Source organism: bacterium (genome assembly GCA_037128595.1).
In the GTDB taxonomy this organism is placed as follows: domain Bacteria; phylum Verrucomicrobiota; class Kiritimatiellia; order CAIKKV01; family CAITUY01; genus JAABPW01.
Map to the genome: position 1 here is coordinate 169,299 of JBAXWB010000002.1, position 18,884 is coordinate 188,182.

The 18,884-nt window shown below is 56.8% G+C and carries 22 protein-coding genes, 1 tRNA gene and 1 other RNA gene; 8 read left to right on the top strand and 16 right to left on the bottom strand.

Going from position 1 to position 18,884, the window contains the following annotated elements:
• Window position 1 precedes the first annotated feature (1 nt).
• Genes WCS52_01660 through WCS52_01700 form a run of 9 tightly spaced genes read right to left on the bottom strand, consistent with a single transcriptional unit; the run spans window position 2 to window position 7,042 of the window.
• Window positions 2–889, bottom strand: a complete 888-nt coding sequence (locus tag WCS52_01660) for a type II secretion system F family protein (protein MEI6165878.1) — start codon at window positions 887–889, stop codon at window positions 2–4.
• Between the two features lie 17 nt (window positions 890–906).
• Window positions 907–2,619, bottom strand: coding sequence for an ATPase, T2SS/T4P/T4SS family (locus WCS52_01665; GenBank protein ID MEI6165879.1), 1,713 nt, complete (start codon window positions 2,617–2,619; stop codon window positions 907–909).
• A 5-nt stretch (window positions 2,620–2,624) separates the two neighbouring features.
• On the bottom strand, window positions 2,625–3,443 hold the full coding sequence (gene cpaB / locus WCS52_01670) for a Flp pilus assembly protein CpaB (GenBank protein ID MEI6165880.1): 819 nt from the start codon (window positions 3,441–3,443) through the stop codon (window positions 2,625–2,627).
• Window positions 3,444–3,462: 19 nt separating this feature from the next.
• Window positions 3,463–4,110, bottom strand: a complete 648-nt coding sequence (locus tag WCS52_01675) for a hypothetical protein (GenBank protein ID MEI6165881.1) — start codon at window positions 4,108–4,110, stop codon at window positions 3,463–3,465.
• Window positions 4,107–4,610 (bottom strand): hypothetical protein, encoded by a 504-nt coding sequence (locus tag WCS52_01680; protein ID MEI6165882.1) that lies wholly within the window; start codon window positions 4,608–4,610, stop codon window positions 4,107–4,109. The genes WCS52_01675 and WCS52_01680 overlap by 4 nt, the downstream gene beginning before the upstream one ends.
• Window positions 4,610–6,049, bottom strand: a complete 1,440-nt coding sequence (locus WCS52_01685) for a hypothetical protein (protein MEI6165883.1) — start codon at window positions 6,047–6,049, stop codon at window positions 4,610–4,612. The genes WCS52_01680 and WCS52_01685 overlap by 1 nt, the downstream gene beginning before the upstream one ends.
• Window positions 6,043–6,606 (bottom strand): TadE family protein, encoded by a 564-nt coding sequence (locus tag WCS52_01690; protein MEI6165884.1) that lies wholly within the window; start codon window positions 6,604–6,606, stop codon window positions 6,043–6,045. The genes WCS52_01685 and WCS52_01690 overlap by 7 nt, the downstream gene beginning before the upstream one ends.
• A gap of 25 nt (window positions 6,607–6,631) precedes the next feature.
• On the bottom strand, window positions 6,632–6,832 hold the full coding sequence (locus WCS52_01695; GenBank protein MEI6165885.1) for a hypothetical protein: 201 nt from the start codon (window positions 6,830–6,832) through the stop codon (window positions 6,632–6,634).
• A gap of 15 nt (window positions 6,833–6,847) precedes the next feature.
• Window positions 6,848–7,042, bottom strand: coding sequence for a hypothetical protein (locus tag WCS52_01700; protein MEI6165886.1), 195 nt, complete (start codon window positions 7,040–7,042; stop codon window positions 6,848–6,850).
• A 139-nt stretch (window positions 7,043–7,181) separates the two neighbouring features.
• Here WCS52_01700 and WCS52_01705 point away from each other — a divergent pair, with 139 nt between their 5' ends.
• The 5 genes from WCS52_01705 to WCS52_01725 all read left to right on the top strand — a co-directional run bounded on the left by WCS52_01705 (window position 7,182) and on the right by WCS52_01725 (window position 9,402).
• Entirely contained in the window at window positions 7,182–7,610 is a 429-nt protein-coding gene (locus WCS52_01705; protein MEI6165887.1) for a peptidylprolyl isomerase, read from the top strand.
• Between the two features lie 55 nt (window positions 7,611–7,665).
• Window positions 7,666–7,742, top strand: a tRNA-Pro gene (locus WCS52_01710).
• Between the two features lie 475 nt (window positions 7,743–8,217).
• Window positions 8,218–8,572, top strand: a transfer-messenger RNA (tmRNA) gene (gene ssrA / locus WCS52_01715).
• 167 nt (window positions 8,573–8,739) lie between these two features.
• Window positions 8,740–8,988: a GIY-YIG nuclease family protein gene (locus WCS52_01720; GenBank protein MEI6165888.1), complete on the top strand. Its 249-nt coding sequence runs from the start codon at window positions 8,740–8,742 to the stop codon at window positions 8,986–8,988.
• A 123-nt stretch (window positions 8,989–9,111) separates the two neighbouring features.
• Entirely contained in the window at window positions 9,112–9,402 is a 291-nt protein-coding gene (locus WCS52_01725) for a hypothetical protein (protein MEI6165889.1), read from the top strand.
• Window positions 9,403–10,144: 742 nt separating this feature from the next.
• On the opposite strand, the gene WCS52_01730 is transcribed toward WCS52_01725, so the two are convergent.
• The 3 genes from WCS52_01730 to WCS52_01740 form a co-directional block, all read right to left on the bottom strand.
• Complete coding sequence (locus WCS52_01730; GenBank protein ID MEI6165890.1) at window positions 10,145–10,366, bottom strand: hypothetical protein; 222 nt, start codon at window positions 10,364–10,366, stop codon at window positions 10,145–10,147.
• Window positions 10,367–10,423: 57 nt separating this feature from the next.
• Window positions 10,424–11,269, bottom strand: coding sequence for a GDSL-type esterase/lipase family protein (locus WCS52_01735; GenBank protein ID MEI6165891.1), 846 nt, complete (start codon window positions 11,267–11,269; stop codon window positions 10,424–10,426).
• Window positions 11,270–11,339: 70 nt separating this feature from the next.
• A complete protein-coding gene (locus WCS52_01740; protein MEI6165892.1) occupies window positions 11,340–11,465 on the bottom strand; it encodes a hypothetical protein in 126 nt (41 codons plus the stop codon).
• A 205-nt stretch (window positions 11,466–11,670) separates the two neighbouring features.
• Between WCS52_01740 and WCS52_01745 the strand changes: the two genes are divergently transcribed.
• The 3 genes from WCS52_01745 (at window position 11,671) to WCS52_01755 (ending at window position 14,150) form a co-directional block, all read left to right on the top strand.
• Window positions 11,671–12,105: an EamA family transporter gene (locus WCS52_01745; protein ID MEI6165893.1), complete on the top strand. Its 435-nt coding sequence runs from the start codon at window positions 11,671–11,673 to the stop codon at window positions 12,103–12,105.
• Between the two features lie 69 nt (window positions 12,106–12,174).
• Window positions 12,175–12,942 (top strand): leucine-rich repeat domain-containing protein, encoded by a 768-nt coding sequence (locus WCS52_01750; GenBank protein ID MEI6165894.1) that lies wholly within the window; start codon window positions 12,175–12,177, stop codon window positions 12,940–12,942.
• A 17-nt stretch (window positions 12,943–12,959) separates the two neighbouring features.
• The gene (locus tag WCS52_01755; protein ID MEI6165895.1) at window positions 12,960–14,150 is read left to right on the top strand and encodes an MFS transporter; all 1,191 of its coding nucleotides are present in this window, start codon (window positions 12,960–12,962) and stop codon (window positions 14,148–14,150) included.
• Between the two features lie 16 nt (window positions 14,151–14,166).
• Here the strand turns inward: WCS52_01755 and WCS52_01760 are convergent, their stop codons facing one another.
• The 4 genes from WCS52_01760 to WCS52_01775 form a co-directional block, all read right to left on the bottom strand.
• Window positions 14,167–14,691: a thermonuclease family protein gene (locus tag WCS52_01760; protein MEI6165896.1), complete on the bottom strand. Its 525-nt coding sequence runs from the start codon at window positions 14,689–14,691 to the stop codon at window positions 14,167–14,169.
• A 140-nt stretch (window positions 14,692–14,831) separates the two neighbouring features.
• A complete protein-coding gene (locus tag WCS52_01765; GenBank protein MEI6165897.1) occupies window positions 14,832–17,285 on the bottom strand; it encodes an ATP-dependent DNA helicase in 2,454 nt (817 codons plus the stop codon).
• 164 nt (window positions 17,286–17,449) lie between these two features.
• A complete protein-coding gene (locus WCS52_01770) occupies window positions 17,450–18,199 on the bottom strand; it encodes a type VI secretion system tube protein Hcp (GenBank protein ID MEI6165898.1) in 750 nt (249 codons plus the stop codon).
• Between the two features lie 89 nt (window positions 18,200–18,288).
• Window positions 18,289–18,807 (bottom strand): type VI secretion system tube protein Hcp, encoded by a 519-nt coding sequence (locus WCS52_01775; GenBank protein ID MEI6165899.1) that lies wholly within the window; start codon window positions 18,805–18,807, stop codon window positions 18,289–18,291.
• Window positions 18,808–18,884 lie beyond the last annotated feature (77 nt).

An 18,884-nucleotide genomic window follows, 5' to 3' on the forward strand; every position in this document is an offset into this window, starting at 1 on the left:
ATCAGACATCAATCTTGATGATCTTGCGGATCAACAGGGCACCCAGTAGCTCCAATATGATCACGGCCGCCAGCATGGCCAACCCGATTCCCGAGTGCAGGAACGCCAACATCATGACCGGATCGAGAAAAAACATGGCGACCCCCAGCAACAGCGGCATGGCCCCGACAATGACCCCCTGAAGCCGGCCCTGCGCGGTGAGGGTCTTGATCCGAAGCTCGATCCTCAATCGCTCCCGGATGGTGTGGGCAATTTTCTCAAACACCTCGGTCAGGTTACCGCCCGTCTGACGCGCCGTTTCGAAGGCCGAGACCATCAGGGCCAGGTCAGCACTGCCCACCCGCTTCTGCAGACTCGCCAGGGCTTCTTCCATGGGCAGCCCCACCCGCATCTGATGAAGATACATTCCGAATTCCTGGGAAATCGGGTTCTGGCCTTCCTTCACCACCAGTTCGATCGCCTGCTGCAAACTGAAACCGGCCTTCAGGGCGTTACTCATATTGATCAGACTATCCACCAACTGCAGGTTGAAGCGCTCCAGACGGCGCTGTTTCAGCACCGCCAGCACCCGCTTGGGAATCGTCCACCCCACGGCCGCCATCAGCCCCCCCACCCCTACTCCGATGAGAAAGGCCTGGCCATCAACACCCCCGAACAGAAGGAATCCGAGTAAAAAACAGACGGCCGCAGAGGCCGCCGCCAACTCTAAAATGCGGCGCGGCGGAATGAACAGGAACATGTCCTCCATCTGGCGGGAGGTGTTCTCGGAGTAGGCCGCGGCATAATCGGCCGCCGCCGAATGAAATGAATCGAGGATGAAGTACGTCAACCCGCCCAGACAGAGCAGGTATAACCCGGGCACCAACCACAATATGTAGAGTGAATCCATGTCGTTTCGTTCCGCCGCTAGCCGCGCCGGTTCCTGTCAAATATCGCCAGGTCCACCGTCACCCCCCGCGCTTTCAAATCATCCAGAAAGGTGGGAATGGCCCCGGTGGGAACAATCTGGCCGAGGACTTTCCCCTCGGCGCCCAGCCCCGTCTGCTCAAAGACAAAAATATCCTGCATGGTGGTGCGCTCCCCTTCACTCCCGACCACCTCCGTTACATTGACCACCTTGCGCGTCCCATCACTCATCCGCGATTCATGGACAATCAGGTCCACGGCGGAGGTGATCTGTTCCCGGATGGCGCGGATGGGGAGATCCATCCCGGACATCAGCACCAGGGTTTCCATACGCGAAATCACATCCCGGGGAGTATTGGCGTGAATCGTCGTCAACGAGCCGTCATGCCCGGTGTTCATCGCCTGCAACATATCCAGCGCTTCGCCGCCACGGCACTCCCCGACCACAATCCGGTCCGGCCTCATCCGCAAGGCATTCCGCACAAGGTCCCGGATGGTGACCGCTCCCTTGCCCTCGATATTCGGGGGACGAGATTCGAGCGAGACGACATGCGTCTGCTTAAGTTGAAGTTCCGCCGCATCCTCAATCGTCAGGATCCGTTCATGCGCCGGCAGAAAGCTGCTCAATACATTCAGGAGGGTAGTTTTTCCCGAACCGGTGCCTCCGGCCACAATGATGTTCTTGCGGGCCTCAATACAGGCCTTTAGGAAGTCACGCACTTCAGGGGTCCAGGTTCCATACCTGACCAGATCATCGGACGTCATGGGAATCTTGGAGAATTTACGGATGGTCAGGCAGGGCCCGATCAGCGACAGGGGATGAATGATGGCATTCACACGGGAGCCATCCCGCAACCGGGCATCCACATAAGGCTGGCTCTCATCAATACGCCGTCCCAGCGGGGACACAATCCGCTCAATCACGGCTAATACCGTTTTCTCATCCAGGAACGTCCGGTCCGTCAGTTCAATGCGCCCGCGGCGCTCCACATAAATATGCTGTGGGCCATTGACCATGATTTCCGTGATATCGGGATCGGCGAGCAGATCTTCAATCGCCCCCAGTCCGACGGCCTCATCGTACACTTCCTTGATCAGCGACGGGGCGGAAATATCGGCCGGCAGGCGTTGGGCTACATCCTTGACGATCCCTTCCACCGTCTCGAGCACCCGCCGGTGAAGCTCGGTTTCATCAATATGGGTGGCCGTCAGACGTTTAATATCCATCCGTTCCAACAGCTCTTTGTGAATTTGCTGCTTAACGGCCTGCCGCTTGGCAATCAGCCGCTCATCGCGGTCTGCACCGGAAGCCACCACAGGCGGGGATACCGGCTTGGGGGGCGCCTTGACAGGAGGCGAAACGGCGGGCACCACAACGGGCGGTGGCGGAGCCGCGGCGGGCGGCGCCTTGGGCGCAGGGGGGGCCGGTCGTGTGGAACTGAACTTCAGCCCGATCGAGCCCAGCTGCAGCACTTGTCCTTCAATGACCTCCGCACGGCCATGCACCAGGGCGCCATCAATCAGCGTGTCCCCGGACGTGAGGTCTTCAACCCAGCAGGAGCCCCCGCGCAGGCTGAGAATGACATGCCGGCCGGACACGCCGGTCCCCTTCAGCACAATCTTGTTCTCCTCGTCGGACCCCATTGAATAGAGGCCCGGGGAAAGCTCCATGAGCTTGCGGCTTCCATCAGGATTTTGGATTTCAAGATACATGAGGACTACTGGACGCCTTTATGCCGGATGATCTGCTGACGATAGGTGTTCAGGATGGGCATTTCCTCTTCCAGCATGCTGAAGTTGACCTCCGGCAGGTTTTTCTCAAAGCTCACATCTTCCGGGTTGCGCAGCGACAACGTCAGATGCCCCCGCATATTCTCGACAAAGACGAGCAGTTCCGCCTCACGCGGCGTGACCTCAACCGTGACCGTACTGTAGCCGGCCGCCACCCGGTTCCGGTCACCCACTTCCGACTTACCCAGGGTCTGCCCGGTCGCCAGAATGGAAACATCCTGCAGGATCGTCAAGGTGACCCATTCGGTTTTCTCGGGATCCTTGCGGGAGGGAAAGGTAAAGGAGCCCATCACATCCACACGGTCATTGGGCTGAGCCAATCCGCTGACCCCGGCCGCCCCGCTGATCGAAATCGAAATGGCCCGCATCCCCTTGGAAATCACCGGGGCCAACCCCGAGCCGGGCCGGAACGGGACGTCGACATATGACCACATCATGGTCTCGGTCTTATCCATGCTGTATTTGAGCTTTTTACCGAACACCCGCTCCTGATCCGCCACCAGCACGGTGTTCTTGGTCACTTCGCGCCCGGGGATACTTTTGGCTAGCAGGTCCTTTTTGATCAGAACGGTGCCGGCGGGGAGATCGCGACCGGCCGCAATCACGTCCACCCGTTTTTCACTGGAAATCAATTCCGCCCGCTCTTTTTCCAGGTCCGCCATCCGGACATGGAAATAACGTTGCGTCATCCCAAATGCCAGTAAGCCCACCACAACCGATATTATCAACACCATGCGTTGCTTCATGAAGGTCTTCTCCTGTCGCTCAATTGACGGCACCCTGCTTATGTAGCAGGGTTATGCCTGTTTCGCCATTGGATTCTTGGGGGGTCACCAGCACCGCGCACAGATCCGCCCCCTTGATATAAAACAAAAAGCCACTTCCCTCATCCGCCCCCACCAGCTTCGACCACCCGGCCTGCCCCATCCCCCGCTCGAAAAATCGTGTCACCTCCACCACCCCCTGCCGGGAGCTGAGCCTCTCAAACGTGGTGCGGGTATCCACACTTCTCATTGTCCCGAGCACGACGCCATCCGCGGGAACCGGGACATCGGAGAGCCCATGGCGCGCCTGCGACGGCCGGGACGCATCTTTTTCAGAAGGAGACTGCACCACCGTGACCAGCAAGGCCGGCGTATCGTCGCCCGCGCTCAGGGCGACCACCCGCAGCGTCGGATCGCGGTGAGCCGCCAGGGCGGCCTCCACCACCGCCGGGCCCTCGGCACAGGCCACTACATTGACCTCTGCCTTCCCCCCGTTGATTTCCATGATGGTTTTGTAAATCAGCCGGCCAAAGGTGGCCGGATTAAGCAAATCCAGGCGACCCGAGGAGAAGACCCGGGCATGGAGGAGCGTGGCGGCGAGACACCCCGCCAATACCAGAAAGACGAATCGTGTGCGGGCGTGGTTCAATAGATCCCCTTTGTCCAGGTCATCCAGGCCTTGCCCTGCAGTTCCACCGAATCGCTCCCATAGAGCAGCTCCCGGACAATCGGCATGAGCGGAACACTGACTTTGGCTTCCCCATCCACCAGCCCGAACAGTTCCTGCGGGTACGAGCTGTTCGCGAGGGCCGAGACAGGGTTATCCAGGCGACGTTGATTGAGTTCGTCGGGATGAGCATAGTCCACAATCCCGATACTCAACAGCGCCACGTTGCCGGGCGTCACATCATCGTCCCGTGAAAACGCAATGTTATCAGCGCCCGGCGTACACTCCGCAATAAACTTCGGGCCGGAAAAGGAGGAGGCATCCTGCAGAGCCTTCCGTCCAGCCTCCTGGCGCGCCGTCGTCATGAGTTTGGAATGACTGACGCCCATGGAGCAGATCTGGATCGTTCCGGCAACCAGCACGAGAATGACCACCAAGGCGGCCACGAGCTCAACTACGGCCTGACCTGATTTTTGATGCATCAGTGTCCCCTCCGGCTACCGCCACCCGGCCCACCCGACCGGCCATGGAGCTGACAGGAATCACTATTATCCCGCAACCAGTCAATGCCCGTCTGGCGGAACACCGGATTTTCCCACACCACCAATTGCAGGCAATACCAGCAGCCGTCCACCGTTTCGCCGGCCGCCATATAGCCGGGATGATAAAACCCTGAATCGTCCGTATATCCCGGCAAATGCATTTCAATATGATCCCGCCAGTCGAGATTGAATGCCCCCCCGGCCGGCGCCGACGAGGCATCGATGGGAATCAATCTCACATCCCGGAAAGCCGGCAATACCAATCCGTAGTCATTCGGAGGGACCGCCACTCCATTTACCGTCAGATACCCGAACGGTTTGGCCGCCGCCGTCCAGGAGATCTTGTTGTTGCCCGCACCGGGCGTCAACCGGGGCGACTCCGCGAGCACACGGGTCGCGGCATCCGCGCCCGCATAGTCATATTGCGGTTTCACCGGACCGGCGGCGGGAAAGGAGTTTTCGCCTCCCGGCGAAATGGAATCCCAGGGCCCCCAGACTCCGGCGTCAAAACAATACCAGTGCGTCACCTGGGTTTCGACGTTGGTCCCGATCAACTGGGTGGACAAGCCCCGATCCTCCCGCGCCTGATTTAATTGCGTCAGCCCGCGGGCATCCCCGATCAGGGACTGAATCCGCAGCCCAAGTCCGAAATATTCAGAGTTAACCGGGTTGGGATTGAGGATAATTTCAGGCAAGGCCGGCCAGGAGTGATAATCGACATAACTGTTCAGGAGATCGTGGGCGTTATGGAAAAACCAGCACCAGTCCGTCCCGGCGACCGCATCATAAAACTCCGGCATGAGCAGATAATGCTCCCCGGAATAGTCCGTATAGAGGCGGGCATTATCCGGACCCACGGCCACTCCGCCCTCCGCGACCGACTCGATCATCGCGGAATATTCCGTCCAGGCATTGGAATAGGGCTCGGTGAACATCATGCGCCCATCCCCGCCTAACGCCCGGTAGTCCAGAACCTCCTCAGCATGCTTGCGCAGACGGGCGGCATAGGCCTCATTGTTGAAAATCCCGTTATTCTTCGCCGCCTGCTGCGCCGCCACCAGCCCGACTATGGGCCCCACATAACAGAGGCGCGCCTGAAGCTCATTGATCGCCGCCGCTTCATTGGTCTCCCCCCGGGTCAGGGCGACCGCCTGCATGACGTTGAGATCGCCGATCAGGTTCAGGGTGATCGCCTGCCAGCGCGCTCCCGCCAGGGCGGACGAATCCCCGGCATTCTGACTGATATTCTTGATGTAGACGACCTTATGCAGGTCGAAATTCCAGAGGGCAAACGACGTCAGGATCACGACAATCATGATGATGAAGATCATGGCCTGTCCGGAGCGCGACTTACGAGAGCTATGGAATGAGCTCACCATCCGGCGTCATCCATATAGAGGGTGTAATGTTCATCCAGATAGTTTTCGCCGCTCAGATCGATCGAGCTATCGGCGGTAATCGCCCGCGAGAATGGGTTGTTGGTCAGCGGCACCTCCTGGCCCACGCTGAAACGGAAGGTGCCATCCCCCATGGAAGAAGCCGATCCAAAACTGATCGTATCCCACCGCTCATAGTCCAGGATCGCCCCCAGCTGCCCGTGATTGTCAGCGGCCAGATAGAGCGGAATGCGGGCCGCCTCCAGAGCGTGTTCCACCGCAGGCCCACCCTGATAGGCAGGATTGACCAGTCGTCCGGCGTTGGCAATCGCGCCCACCCGGACCGTCTTTTCCACCATGAACCGGTTAAAGCCCACCGTGATGGCACGCGCGCCGCGCCCGGCGGCATAATCCAATACTTCCTGGGCGGCAAAGAGCTGGGAGATCTGAAAGATGCCGAAGAAAATAAGGCAAATGATAGCAATCACCATGCACGACTCAATCAGGGCCTGCCCGCGTTTATCACGCGAGCAAGCCCGCCTCCTGGGGAGTGCGTTCACGTTAGACCTCCGACCTGGGAAAGGCCTACTTCAGGCTTTTCATGTAGTCTTGAGACGTAGTCGTGGAGTCGGTGCCCGTGCCACCCAATTCCTTCACGGCCCCGCCCATTTTCTCACGGATGGTGTCGCCGAAGATGCCAAAGATGGCGATGGCCGCCAGGGCGATGACCGCCACAATGATGATATACTCAACCATGCCCTGCCCACTTTTACGGTTATTCTTCATATTAGCACCCTTCTCCTATGGATATTCAGACCCTATCAGATTCAACACTCTCGTCCCAAACTCCTTAAACGTCTCTTGAAAGAGATAGAAAATCGTCATTGCGGCCAACAGCGTTCCGGCGATCACCACATACTCGACCATGGCCTGCCCTGAGCGGGATCTCAGTGCAGAACAGGATCGCACGGCCTTGATGACTGGGCTCATTAACATGTATAACGATCATAGTGCCTCATTTATTGCATGTAAATAAGCTATTTTAATCATTCCACATGATTTTGTTGAAGATTCCCTATTCCCCATTTGGGATTTTCTGCTAGGTTATCCACCCTAATAATTAAGGGAGAAAACCATGACACAGGCTAAAGCGGGACAACAGGTTAAGGTTCATTACACGGGCAAACTCAATGACGGGACAGTTTTTGATTCGTCCATCAACGGGGACCCGCTCACCTTCACGCTCGGCAGCGGCCAGGTCATTGCCGGTTTTGACAGCGGCGTCACCGGCATGGCCATCAACGAAACACGGACCGTCAACATCCCAGCCGTTGACGCCTATGGGCCCTATCAAGAGGGAATGGTGGTGGAACTCCCGAAAACCGAGATCCCCGCCCACCTGGCGCTCAAGCCCGGCCAGCGCGTTCAGCTTAAAACCCCGCAAGGCATGATCACCGTCAATGTGGTCGCGGAAACCGAAACGACCATCACCCTCGATGGAAACCATCCTCTGGCCGGCAAGGACCTCACCTTCGACCTGCAGCTGGTTGAGATCCTGATCTAACAGTGCTTGTATGAACACACGCATCATGGTAGCTTCCGGGCCTTGATTTTATTGTCGGGGTGTAGCGCAGCCTGGTAGCGCGTCAGCCTTGGGCGCTGAAAGTCGTGGGTTCAAATCCCGCCGCCCCGACCATTTTTTTTAATCGAAATACCCTGATTCCATTGACTAAAATCAATATCACCTGATTTTGCGTAACCAAACGGAAAACGGTGAAACTCGGGGTCAATTCACACACACAATCACACACACAACACACACGCAGCCAGCCTGAAAGGCTACCGTTGAACCATAAAAAAGGTTAAAGTTTCCCCCGTGTGTGTGGCGCGTGTGTAAAAATCGGTTTCATAGTATCAGTAACCCTTCAAACCCAATATATTCTCGTCTAAGTCGATTACTACAAACGCTCCGCCCGCCCCTCCAGGAAGAGGGAGTTTGGAGAGGAGCCAGATGGCCCGCATGCATGAGCGTACAGGGCCTGGTCAACGACCACTTCCTCCCTCGTAATCTTGATCGTAATCATAATCTTAATCGCTTTTCCTCCGCGATAACATTGATTTCCCTTTCATCCCGTGCCATTCATGCTATCATAACGAATTGGAAATCCCATGGGGGCGACTGGTTTCGACGTGTTGGTTGAAGCCTCAGTGGCGCGCCGAGGACTCCGGTTGGCCTCGTTAATCATCTCCGGAAAAAACATAAAAGCGAACACAGAGTACGCTCTCGCGGCTTAACTGACTGCGACGTCTCGCCGCCAACACCTGCTAGGCGGAGTGAGGCGACTACAGCAGGTTAGTCTGGAAGTTGGGCAACCGGGCCTCTGGGCGAAACTTAACGTGGATGCTGGTTATGATGGTGGCCTGACGATCGGCAGCCGTTATAATGAGATTTATTGATCGGATACGCGCGTAGAAGCTGTGGTGACTCTAATGCGGACGGGAGTTCGATTCTCCCCGCCTCCACCAACCTTCGCTCGCAGCGCAGCGAAGAGCGTAGGTTGTCCGCCGGAGACCCTGTATTTCAGGGCGAAGGTGGACTCTTGATTAAATGATGCTGCGAGACTACGGCTGGCAAGCCCCTGAATATCTCGATTAAATGATGCTGCGAGACTACCGCCTCCGCACTTGCCGACATGAATGAGTTCCATTATGTCTATCGTCTGAGAAGTTGTACCCATCCAGATCAAATCTATACCGGCTTGACTGACGATTTGCAGGCTCGCCTTCAAAAGCACAATGAGGGCGGATGCCCCCATACAGCAAAATTCCGCCCCTGGAAAATTGAATCTTGTCATGCCTTCGATAGTCGAGAGAAAGCCGCCGCTTTTGAGGCCTACCTCAAAACCGGGTCAGGACGCGAGTTTGCTCGACGTCACTTCTGACTTTCTTATATTTTCCTCACATTGAATAACAGGGTTCTGCCGATAGACAAAAGAATCCAGGAAGCGTATCAATTGGCAGATTCTGGCATCGGGCCATCCGGCAGGGAAATACAGGAGACAATTATGATGACGACCCGTTTAATCGCAGCAATAATCCTGATGCTGATGGCACTGTATATCTCCGCCATGAACTGGGGCTGTATCATTGTCAGCAGCCTCAACAAAAAGAGGGGGATCGCCAAACATCATTCCACCGTCCCTCTGGTTTCCTTCATTCTTACAGGCCTTGCATATCCGCTCTACCCCTATGAGCCAAAAGGATGGGTGGTGGTCATTCCCTTAATCGACATTGGAAACTGGATATTTTTGATTGGCTTGCCGTGGGCGATAGCCAAGAAGGTATTCAGGAGATAAAAGGCAACCAAGGAGCCCGAGGGAATTGCTGGATTTTGATGATTTTGACAGCCTGTCAATATTGGATCTCCAGAGGAGCCAGCCCCCTACTCATCGTCACCGCCCAGACAAAGGCTTACCTGTCAGCCGGGGTAAAGATCTAGTCTGTCTGCCGTGACTGGGACTGTTTCTTCTGTTCCGTGAGTATCCCCTCAATGGTCTTGATGTACGGGCCCGTGAAGTCCTTCTCCCAAGTAGGTGAGAGGGTCTGGGCCTCCTTGAGATCGTGCAAGGCGTTCGTCCAGTCCTTCAAAGGGCGAGTCTAGCCTGACGCATGATGGTGTAAACAACATTTCTCATCAATGGGGAGGGATTGCACCCTATTGGAACCCCCCGCCCGACTCAGAGATGGGGCTCCTCAATTCAGATGGGATATCTTTGAATCACTACCTGATTTCGCGTTTCAGATTCTCCTGCTCAGCTTAACTGCGAACTCCATAACGAATGTGTAGAATAGGTTCAATGGAATGGAGATGAAATATTGGCCTGAGCAATCTGACATCCATGATTACGCTGGATGCTCTGGATTTGAGAGGATGCCCTAAGATCACAGACAAGGGAATGGGCCTATCATATCGATCTTTCTTCGGGAAATTGACAATGCCATCTATCACGTCCCCGCCCAAATTACCCTCGCATTTTGCAGATCACCCTTTAATCAGCCTACGAATGGCACAGGCAGCATGCGTGATTCAATTTATTATTATTTCAGCCGGGCGGCCAACTGCTTGAGTTCATCCGCGGCTAGTGAGGCCGCAAACCCGGCATCCGCTTCCGCGATCACTTCCCTGGCGGCATTGGGATCCGTCAATGCCACCCGCAGGTTCTTGACCTCATCCGGCATGAGATCCACCTTGGTCCCGTCGTTCTTGATGATGGAACAGATCCCAGTTTCCGGGCACAATTCAATGTTGAGCTTGTCCATATGATTCCTTCTTTTCCTTAGCAATAACGAATAACCGCTAACAAATATCCGTGCTCTTTATTTCGCCGAAACTTCGCCGAGCTTTGACAACTGCTCTTTTACATAAATGTCAACTGACTGACCATTGCCAGCCTTCTCACTCAACTTGCCGTATTGTCTGAGGGTGAACTTGGCGGTGACAGCGCAGGTGTCAGGAATGTCGAGCCATGCTTCATTGGCTTTTTCAATCTGACTCGGATTCAGACCCAAGGCGCGCAGCACGCCCGTGGCCATCATCATATCGCCATTGATGGCCATATGCACCCCATCGGTAGTAAGACCGGCTTTTGCCCCTTTTTCCTTGATGATCGCCTTCATGTCGGCGCTCAGATCCGCCAACGGAAGGTTCCGCTCCTTGGCCAGTGACCGCAGGAAGTCATTGTAGGCGTCCAGCTTCACGCTTTCAACACTGTCCGGGGCCTTGATCAGGGTGGAGGTCAGGATGACGACCTGTATTTTTGCAGCCTGGGCCTTGTCCACAATGGCGGTGATATTCGTCTTGTACTGGTCGAGCACGACGCCCCTGGCACCATGCCAGACGTCATTCACCCCACAGCTCAGGGTCATGAGGTCGGGCTTCTTCTCAATGACATCGCGATCAACGCGGGCCAGCATATCGTCGGATTTATGACCGCTGATACCGGCCTTGATGGGCGACACTTTCAGGCCATTCGCTTCCAACCCCTTGATGACCAGATTAACGTAACCCCCGGGATTATTCCCGCCAAACTGGGTGATGGAATCCCCCAAGAAAGCGATTTTCGCGCCATTCTTGACGATCAATTCCTGGGCAGAACAGGTCCCTACGGACAACCCGACCACAGCAGACATAGCCAACGACAACCCTTTTTGAAAACTCATCATCAGTATCTCCTATTTGTTATGTAACCACTTACCCGATTCAACCCGAAAAAATGAAGTCCAGATTTATAACTTAATCATAATCGTAATCATAATCATAATTTTTCCCTTCAGCACCCGCCCCTCCTAGAAACGCTGGTGGATTACGATTAAGATTCACTGGCGTCCCATACCCGTTCATCCCAAGGAGTACATTCATCGCTCCGACTCCTTTCCCCTCGTCGTCGTCAGCCTTCAGTATTATCCTATGGCTTGATATCAGTGGCAATCGGTGTTAATCATTGCTCACTTATGGCAAAATCGAACAAAACCGTGAAAGCAAGTGACTCAGTTGGCGGCCGCCAACAGCGTCGGATTGTGGTACAACTTCGGCAGTCCATACAGGAACATCGCTCCACACTGGTATGATCACAACGACAAGTTGGTTTCATTGGGCCATTTTATCCGCCGTCTTCGCGGCACTCACTGCCATCTTCGCGAAGATCGGCATCAAGGGCGTCGATTCCGATCTGGCCACGCTGATTCGGACGGGCATCATCCTCGTCGTCCTTTCCGCTTTCGTCTGGTATGCAGGAAAATGGAGCAATCCGTTGTCACTCCCCTCTAAAACCTGGCTGTTCCTCGGTCTGTCCGGTCTGGCAACGGGCGCGTCCTGGGTGTGTTACTTCCGGGCCCTCCAGCTCGGGGAAGCCTCGCAGGTGGCCCCCGTCGACAAACTGAGCCTGGTACTCGTCGCCATCTTCGCGTTTGCGTTTCTCGGGGAGCGGCCCATGCTGCGCGAATGGGCGGGCATTGCCATGGTCGCCGGGGGTGTCCTTCTTCTCTCGCTCAAGCGCTGAGGCCGGTTCAACACCACACTTGACGGTTCGGATTCCCTCGCGCACCATAACCCCATGAAGGCACAACTTTTGAATAAACGTTTTCTGATCGGAATGGCGTGGGGAGGCGCGGCCGTCTTTTTGCTGGCAACCCCCACGGCGGTGACTGCCAAAGGCCGCATTCACGCGACGGTGCATGAGCCGCCTCAGGTTCGGACGGTCAATCAGGATTACACCTACACAACCAACAACAGGACCATCACCATCACCGGCTACACCGGCCTCGGTGGCGCCGTAATCATCCCCGGCACCATCAATTCCCTGCCCGTCACCCGCATCGGGGATAACGCCTTCTTTTCCTGCAACAAATTGGCCAACGTGACGCTCTCCAATGGCGTCACCAGCATCGGGAACAATGCCTTTCGGTCCTGCACCGGCCTGACCAGCATGGTGATCCCCCCCGGCGTTACCCGCATCGAGGACCTGGCCTTCGCGTGCTGCTCCAGTCTGGCCACCGTGACACTCCCCGATAGCGTCACCCATATCGGGGACAGTACGTTCTCGTATTGCACCAGTCTGACCAACCTCATGATCCCCAAAAACCTCACCATCATCCGGTGCGGACTGTTCCAATATTGCATCCACCTGACCCACATCACGATCCCCGGCACGGTCACCACCCTCCAATCCGATGCGTTTCTGGGATGTAAAAACCTGAAGGAAGTCCATTTCAACGGGAACGCGCCCCAGTTGGGTTCGCATGTATTTGATGGGTCCCCCGCAACCCTCTATTACCGGCCGGGGACTTCTGGCTGGGGAGCCAAGTTTGGAGATCGCCCTGCGACCACCGGGGAATGACGCTTCAGTATTTCAACATGCTTACTTCCCTCAAAACCCGGTGTCGCGGAATGGAACGGAACCTGATTCTGTTCCTGGCCGGCATGGCGTTGCTGGGCGTCAGTGGTGGCATGATGGAAACCACTTTCAACAACTACGTCAGCGACACCTTCAACCTCGGGGCCGATGCCCGGGGAATCCTCGAGTTTCCGCGCGAATTGCCGGGCTTCCTGACCGCGTTATTTGCCGGGCTGCTGTTCTTCCTGGCCGAGACCCGCATTGCCGGGTTTTCGGCCCTGGGGATCGGGATTGGCCTGCTAGGGCTGGCCTTCATCGGGCCCCACTGGGCCGGGATGTTGATATTCCTGACCATCTGGAGTACCGGCGCCCACCTGATGATGCCCGTCCGCTCCTCCATCTCCATGGAACTGACCACCTCCGCGGAACGGGGGCGGCGGCTCGGCCAGATCGCCTCCACCTCCATCGCCGCCAGTATCATCGGTTGCCTGATTGTGTGGGTGACCATGCGCTGGCTGAATGCCAGTTACCGGCTGATCTTCGTGCTGGGCGGACTGGTCACGATCGCCGCCTCGGGGTTCTTGTTTGCCATGCGGCTCCCCAACGCGCACCTACAGCGCCCGAAATTCATCTGGAACCGGCATTACTGGCTCTACTACGTGCTGGCGTTCCTGTTCGGTGCCCGCAAGCAGGTATTCATCACCTTCGGCCCGTGGGTCCTGATCCGCATTTTCCATCAGCCGGCCTGGATCTTTGCCCAGCTCTGGATAGCCGCCGCCGTTCTCGGCGTATTCTTTCAGCCGGCACTCGGCCGCGCCATTGACCGGTTTGGCGAACGTGCGGTCCTGCTGGTGGACTCCGTTCTGATCCTGCTGGTCTGTCTCGGCTATGGATTCGCCCATCACCTGCCGAACCCGACCGCCGCCCTGGGCCTGCTCTATGCCTGCTTCGTGGGCGATAACCTGTTATTCGGCGTCAACATGGCCCGCGACACCTACCTGTCCAAGATCGTGCTGCGGAGGGACCATCTGGCCCCGACCCTCTCACTCGGGATCTCGATCAACCATCTGGTATCGATGTCCATCCCCGCCCTGGGCGGTCTGATGTGGATTCGTTACGGTCACTCCTCGGTGTTCCTGGCCACAGCCGGTATTGCCGTACTGATGGGCCTGTTCAGCACCCTGGTCCGCATCCCACCGGCAGAGGCTTGAAATGCGTTTCAGGCGGCTACTCCGCCCAGATACCCAACTGCATCTCTTTCGCCTGATATTCGGCGGCTGACAATTCATCGGACTGCAAATATTCAGGGGAATGCCAAGCCATCCCCTCCGCCACCATTTCCCGGTTGATCCACCGGTCCCCCAGGTAAACCTGGGAAATGAGTTGCATGCTTCCCTTTTCGAGGTCCCGCTGGCTGATCGCGAGTATGGTTACCTCATTGCCGATGATCTTGTCAGCCAGCGCCTGGGTGGAGGCGGCCCAATGCCTCTGGCCATAGGCGGGAGCGGCGATTTCAGCCAACCATACTTCAATGACCTGGTTGTCCGGGGTATTCATGGTGAACGTTTCCCCGCTCATCACATCTAAAACCCGGCCCTGAATTGTCTGACCGGCCAGAACGACCGGCGTTTCCGGAATCGACTGGTCCGGCGCCGCGGCCACACCTTCTTCCTCAACATCCGTTTGAGCACCAATTGGGGAAAAGGCCATCAAACAAAGGGCCGACGCACATAATTTGAAGAGACTTTTCATGATGTCACCTCCTTTTCCACATCCCTATCTTTTCTTCCTTTCCCAGGAGAATTATACACGAGATGACCTAAGGGAGTCGACGATTGTTACAGGTACACCATCGGCTTGGCCAAAGCTTGCGGCACCGTGATTTACATGCATCACCCCTGCCAGAACGCATCCACCGCATGGCTCAAGGCGCCGATATTGCGGACGCGGAGAAATCTCCACCAGGGCGGGAATAAACGGCGATAGCGTAACTCACCAAACCGGGCATCAATCAACAACACCACCCCCCGGTCGGTTTCCGAGCGAATGACCCGCCCGATGGCCTGCAGCACACGGTTCATGCCGGGGAATGTATACGCAAACCCAAACCCATCCATCTCCCGTTCCTGGAAATAGGCACGAATCAAATCCCGTTCCATCGACAACTGCGGAAGGCCCACCCCGACAATCACCGCCCCGATCAGCCGCTCCCCGACCAGGTCAATCCCTTCCCCGAAGATTCCGCCCAGGATGGCAAAGCCCACCAGGGTTTCTCCATGCTCGATTGAAAAGGCATCCAGATAATCACCCCGCTGCGCCTCCGTCATCCCCGGCCGTTGAACAAGAACCGCCACGGAGGGATACTTCCCGGTAAACAGTTGCAGGACATCATTGAGATATTGATAGGACGGAAAATAGACGAGGTAGTTCCCGCGGCGCTCCAGCACCAGGCTCCCAATCGCCTCAACTACCTCATGCAGCGACGCGGCTCGCCCTTTGAAATGGGTCTGAATCCGATCCTGAATCAGCACCGCCAGGTTCTCGGGCGGGAATGGGGATGACAATTGCAAAACCGGATCACCTGGCTCGCCCCCCAAGAGCATGCGGAAATATTCCAAAGGCGCCAGCGTGGCGGAGAAAAAGATGGCGGCCTTGCCACGGTTCAGCGCCTCCCGGAGCAGGAACGAGGGATCCATGCAAAACAACCTGACCGTCCGGGTGGCGTGGCTGTTGTAGAGCGTCACGAACCGTTCATCGTAATATTCGGCCGTGCGCCGGAACCCATATAAACGGAAATACAGGGCCAGCAACGCCTCGCGGAAACTGGACGGCTGATTTTTCGACAACCAGTTCTCCATCTCCTCAAGGGCGGTTTCCACTATTTCAACCAGGCCCCTGGGCAACTCACGACTCGCGCGAACCCCGCCAGCGCCCTCAGGGGCGGGCCTCACCTCAAGCGGGAACAGATCGAGCTCCAGGGTCGGATCAGAAGCCTCCATGACCGGCCCCGCCCGCCCCGGGGCGCCCAGTTTCTGTAATTCCGCATTCAACTTGACGAGCACCTTGGCGACACGGGGTGCATTGCGCCCCAGGGCTCGCCTGACCGCCTCGCTCTCGCGATAATCCAGATCGGCAGAAAACATTTCCCGTGCCCGATCCACCAGATTATGGGCCTCATCCACCAGGAATCCGTTGGACCCGCCCCCCTCGGCAAAATGACGGCGCAAATAGACCTTGGGATCAAAGACATAATTGTAATCGCAAATGACCGCATCACACCAAACCGACACATCCAGCGAGAGTTCAAAGGGGCAGACCTGGTGTTTCCTCGCCACCTCTTCAATCACCGCCCGTGTCATCGCTTCGTGCCCTAACGCCTCCCGCATGGCGTCTTTGTTACGGTCGAAATACCCGGCCGCCAGGGGACACACTACTGCATCACACAGCGCATCCCCCTGGGGACACACCTTCTCCTTGGCCGTCAATGTCACCGCCCGCAGTTTCAAGCCCGTCGAGCGCAGGTCTACGCAAGCCGTTTCGGCGGTCAACCGACCAACCGTACGAGCCGTGAGGTAGAAGATCCGTTCCAATGATCCTGCACCCAATGCTTTAATGGCCGGAAACAGTACGGAGATGGTCTTGCCAATCCCCGTTGGTGCCGCCAGGAACAGTCGGCCCCCGTCATCCAGCACGCCTTCGGCCGCCTCCACGAGTTCACGTTGTCCCCTCCGGTAAGCAGGATAAGGAAAGCGCAAGGCGCGAATGGAGGCATCCCGTGTTCGGCACCAGGCATGACGTTCCTTGAGCCAATCCAGATAGACCGCCAAGGTATCCTCAACGCAGGCGGAGAGCTCGGCCAGGGAAAATACCTGTTGAAACTCAGTAATCTTCCCGGTCTCCAGCTCCAGATAAGTCAAACGGATGGCGAGCTCAGGAAGCCCCTGCGCCCGGGCATAGCTGAACCCGTAAATTTTGGCCTGCGCCCAATGCAGCGGATCAGGCGAAGGCGCCCCGGCTCCCTGAATGGTTTTGATCTCTTCAAGCCAGACCTCTCCCGGCCCGTGGAATAGGCCATCGATGCGGCCCCGGATCAGCAACGTAAACTCCTCCGTTTCAACCGGCCATTCGACGGGGATTTCCGTCTGATACCCCGAAGGGCGGGAGCGTTGGATTTTCTGGTGTCCCCGGATGCCGGCGAGGGCCCGCCGGGGCCCGACAAAAAGCTGTCCCCCGCCCAGGTCACCACGCCGCCAGACAAACTCTACCAACTCACGAACGGAGACGACGTGGAGGGGCTTGGGGAAGTTATCCCTTTCAACTGACGGACTTACGCTCTCTTCCACCATACCTTGACACCCTCTTGTTCTTACAGTGGAGGGATGCGCTCCGTCGCATCCGCAGGACAAGGACGTGGGCCCGGCGCTGACAGAGCAGCGCCCTCCATTGAGTGTGATGCGCCCTTAATAGACGCAACCCGTAACTCGCAACTTTCAACTCGCGACTCTCAACCCTACTCGGTTAATTCAATAACCTTGAAAAATCCCTTGGCCAAGGACGCCGGAACGGTGATGGACATCACTTCCGTGGCGCCAGCGGGATAAGTGGCCAATGGGGAAAACGAATGATTCAGATCGTCCGTGAACAAAACCTGATACTGCCGACCAGGGATGCAGTGCCAGGCCATGTGCGCCTGTGCCGAACCCGCCTGGCAGGTGAGCGTGGCCACAAAGGGCGCGAGCCTTTCCGGCTGATCGACCAAGGCGCCGCCATTGGTGCTCACAAGATCGAAGGAACAGCTCCTGCGCTGGCTGTATAAGCCGCCGGGCGGGTAGCAGATATAGTCAATTTTGAAGGCCTTATATCCGAGCGCGATATTCTCAGTCATTCGATCCTGGCCCCCCCAACCACCTGTCGAATAACTCTCGACAATGACGTTGGTCAGCGTAACACGATAAAACTCACCGGTGCTCGCCGCGTTCCGGACCATCAGGCTCGCGCTGCCAAAAGACATCCCCATGCAGACCCGCCCTATCAGCACCGGACTTGACTTGTCCAGATACTTGGTGAGGGATAGTTCCTGCATACTGACGCGCCCCACACGGCCGGCAAGGTTCGTGGAAAGGACAAAGTTCCCGCCCCAGGACCAGGCGAGGACGTCGATTTCCCCCAGGTGCAACGGGCTCTGGCTTTCCCCGGACACCTGCGGGATTTTCAGGAAAACCTCATTGGCGGCATGAGCCGGCAGGGCCGCAAGGCACATCGCCACTCCCCACGCCCAGCAAACGGCAAGAGTTACCCACCTGCGCCTGGAACAATCTGCTGGCAAGGTTTTCCGCATCCCGCTCCCCGTTACATCTTCACATTAGCGGCAATATCCCAACCTAATTCCAGCCGGCCACCGTCAGGCGTGCCGTCGGGCTTCCGCGGCTGGTAAGAGACTTTAAAGGCAGAAAAATTCAGTGTGATGTTTTCCGTCAAGCGGTCTTCCCCTCCGGACCCGCCCGTCGAGAGGCTGGTGACAATCACATCCGTCATGGTAATTATCAGAAACTCAACTGGCGCGGGGCCTCCGCCCGTGCGTATCGTCAACTTCACTTCAGCAAACTGTTTCCCTGAGCACACGTAGTTAAACAGCACCGAACTTGACTTGTCCACATACTTGGTGAGCGACAGGTCCTGCACGCTCACCTTGCCGCCGCCCCCCCCGCCACCAGTATGCATGGTGCCCGAATTGCTCATCCCCCAGGACCAGGCAAGTACATCGATTTCATTGGTATGCACCGCATCCAGTGATTCCCCGTGAAGATCGTCCATCTTGAGGAACATATCCATCGCAGCCTGGGTACTCACCCCCCCGAATATCAACATGGCGGATAAGACCGCCCCCGCTACCCGTGTTTTGCTTGCCATACCGTTGCCCTTTCTACAGCTAAACCTTGAATATC

What these genes read in the sequence shown, in the direction of transcription:
- WCS52_01660 (MEI6165878.1), bottom strand. Translation starts at nt 889, where the DNA reads ATGGATTCACTCTACATATTGTGGTTGGTGCCCGGGTTATACCTGCTC.
- WCS52_01665 (MEI6165879.1), bottom strand. Translation starts at nt 2,619, where the DNA reads ATGTATCTTGAAATCCAAAATCCTGATGGAAGCCGCAAGCTCATGGAG.
- cpaB (MEI6165880.1), bottom strand. Translation starts at nt 3,443, where the DNA reads ATGAAGCAACGCATGGTGTTGATAATATCGGTTGTGGTGGGCTTACTG.
- WCS52_01680 (MEI6165882.1), bottom strand. Translation starts at nt 4,610, where the DNA reads ATGCATCAAAAATCAGGTCAGGCCGTAGTTGAGCTCGTGGCCGCCTTG.
- WCS52_01685 (MEI6165883.1), bottom strand. Translation starts at nt 6,049, where the DNA reads ATGGTGAGCTCATTCCATAGCTCTCGTAAGTCGCGCTCCGGACAGGCC.
- WCS52_01695 (MEI6165885.1), bottom strand. Translation starts at nt 6,832, where the DNA reads ATGAAGAATAACCGTAAAAGTGGGCAGGGCATGGTTGAGTATATCATC.
- WCS52_01700 (MEI6165886.1), bottom strand. Translation starts at nt 7,042, where the DNA reads ATGTTAATGAGCCCAGTCATCAAGGCCGTGCGATCCTGTTCTGCACTG.
- WCS52_01705 (MEI6165887.1), top strand. Translation starts at nt 7,182, where the DNA reads ATGACACAGGCTAAAGCGGGACAACAGGTTAAGGTTCATTACACGGGC.
- WCS52_01720 (MEI6165888.1), top strand. Translation starts at nt 8,740, where the DNA reads ATGAATGAGTTCCATTATGTCTATCGTCTGAGAAGTTGTACCCATCCA.
- WCS52_01725 (MEI6165889.1), top strand. Translation starts at nt 9,112, where the DNA reads ATGATGACGACCCGTTTAATCGCAGCAATAATCCTGATGCTGATGGCA.
- WCS52_01730 (MEI6165890.1), bottom strand. Translation starts at nt 10,366, where the DNA reads ATGGACAAGCTCAACATTGAATTGTGCCCGGAAACTGGGATCTGTTCC.
- WCS52_01735 (MEI6165891.1), bottom strand. Translation starts at nt 11,269, where the DNA reads ATGATGAGTTTTCAAAAAGGGTTGTCGTTGGCTATGTCTGCTGTGGTC.
- WCS52_01740 (MEI6165892.1), bottom strand. Translation starts at nt 11,465, where the DNA reads ATGAATGTACTCCTTGGGATGAACGGGTATGGGACGCCAGTGAATCTT.
- WCS52_01745 (MEI6165893.1), top strand. Translation starts at nt 11,671, where the DNA reads ATGATCACAACGACAAGTTGGTTTCATTGGGCCATTTTATCCGCCGTC.
- WCS52_01755 (MEI6165895.1), top strand. Translation starts at nt 12,960, where the DNA reads ATGCTTACTTCCCTCAAAACCCGGTGTCGCGGAATGGAACGGAACCTG.
- WCS52_01760 (MEI6165896.1), bottom strand. Translation starts at nt 14,691, where the DNA reads ATGAAAAGTCTCTTCAAATTATGTGCGTCGGCCCTTTGTTTGATGGCC.
- WCS52_01765 (MEI6165897.1), bottom strand. Translation starts at nt 17,285, where the DNA reads ATGGTGGAAGAGAGCGTAAGTCCGTCAGTTGAAAGGGATAACTTCCCC.
- WCS52_01770 (MEI6165898.1), bottom strand. Translation starts at nt 18,199, where the DNA reads ATGTGCCTTGCGGCCCTGCCGGCTCATGCCGCCAATGAGGTTTTCCTG.
- WCS52_01775 (MEI6165899.1), bottom strand. Translation starts at nt 18,807, where the DNA reads ATGTTGATATTCGGGGGGGTGAGTACCCAGGCTGCGATGGATATGTTC.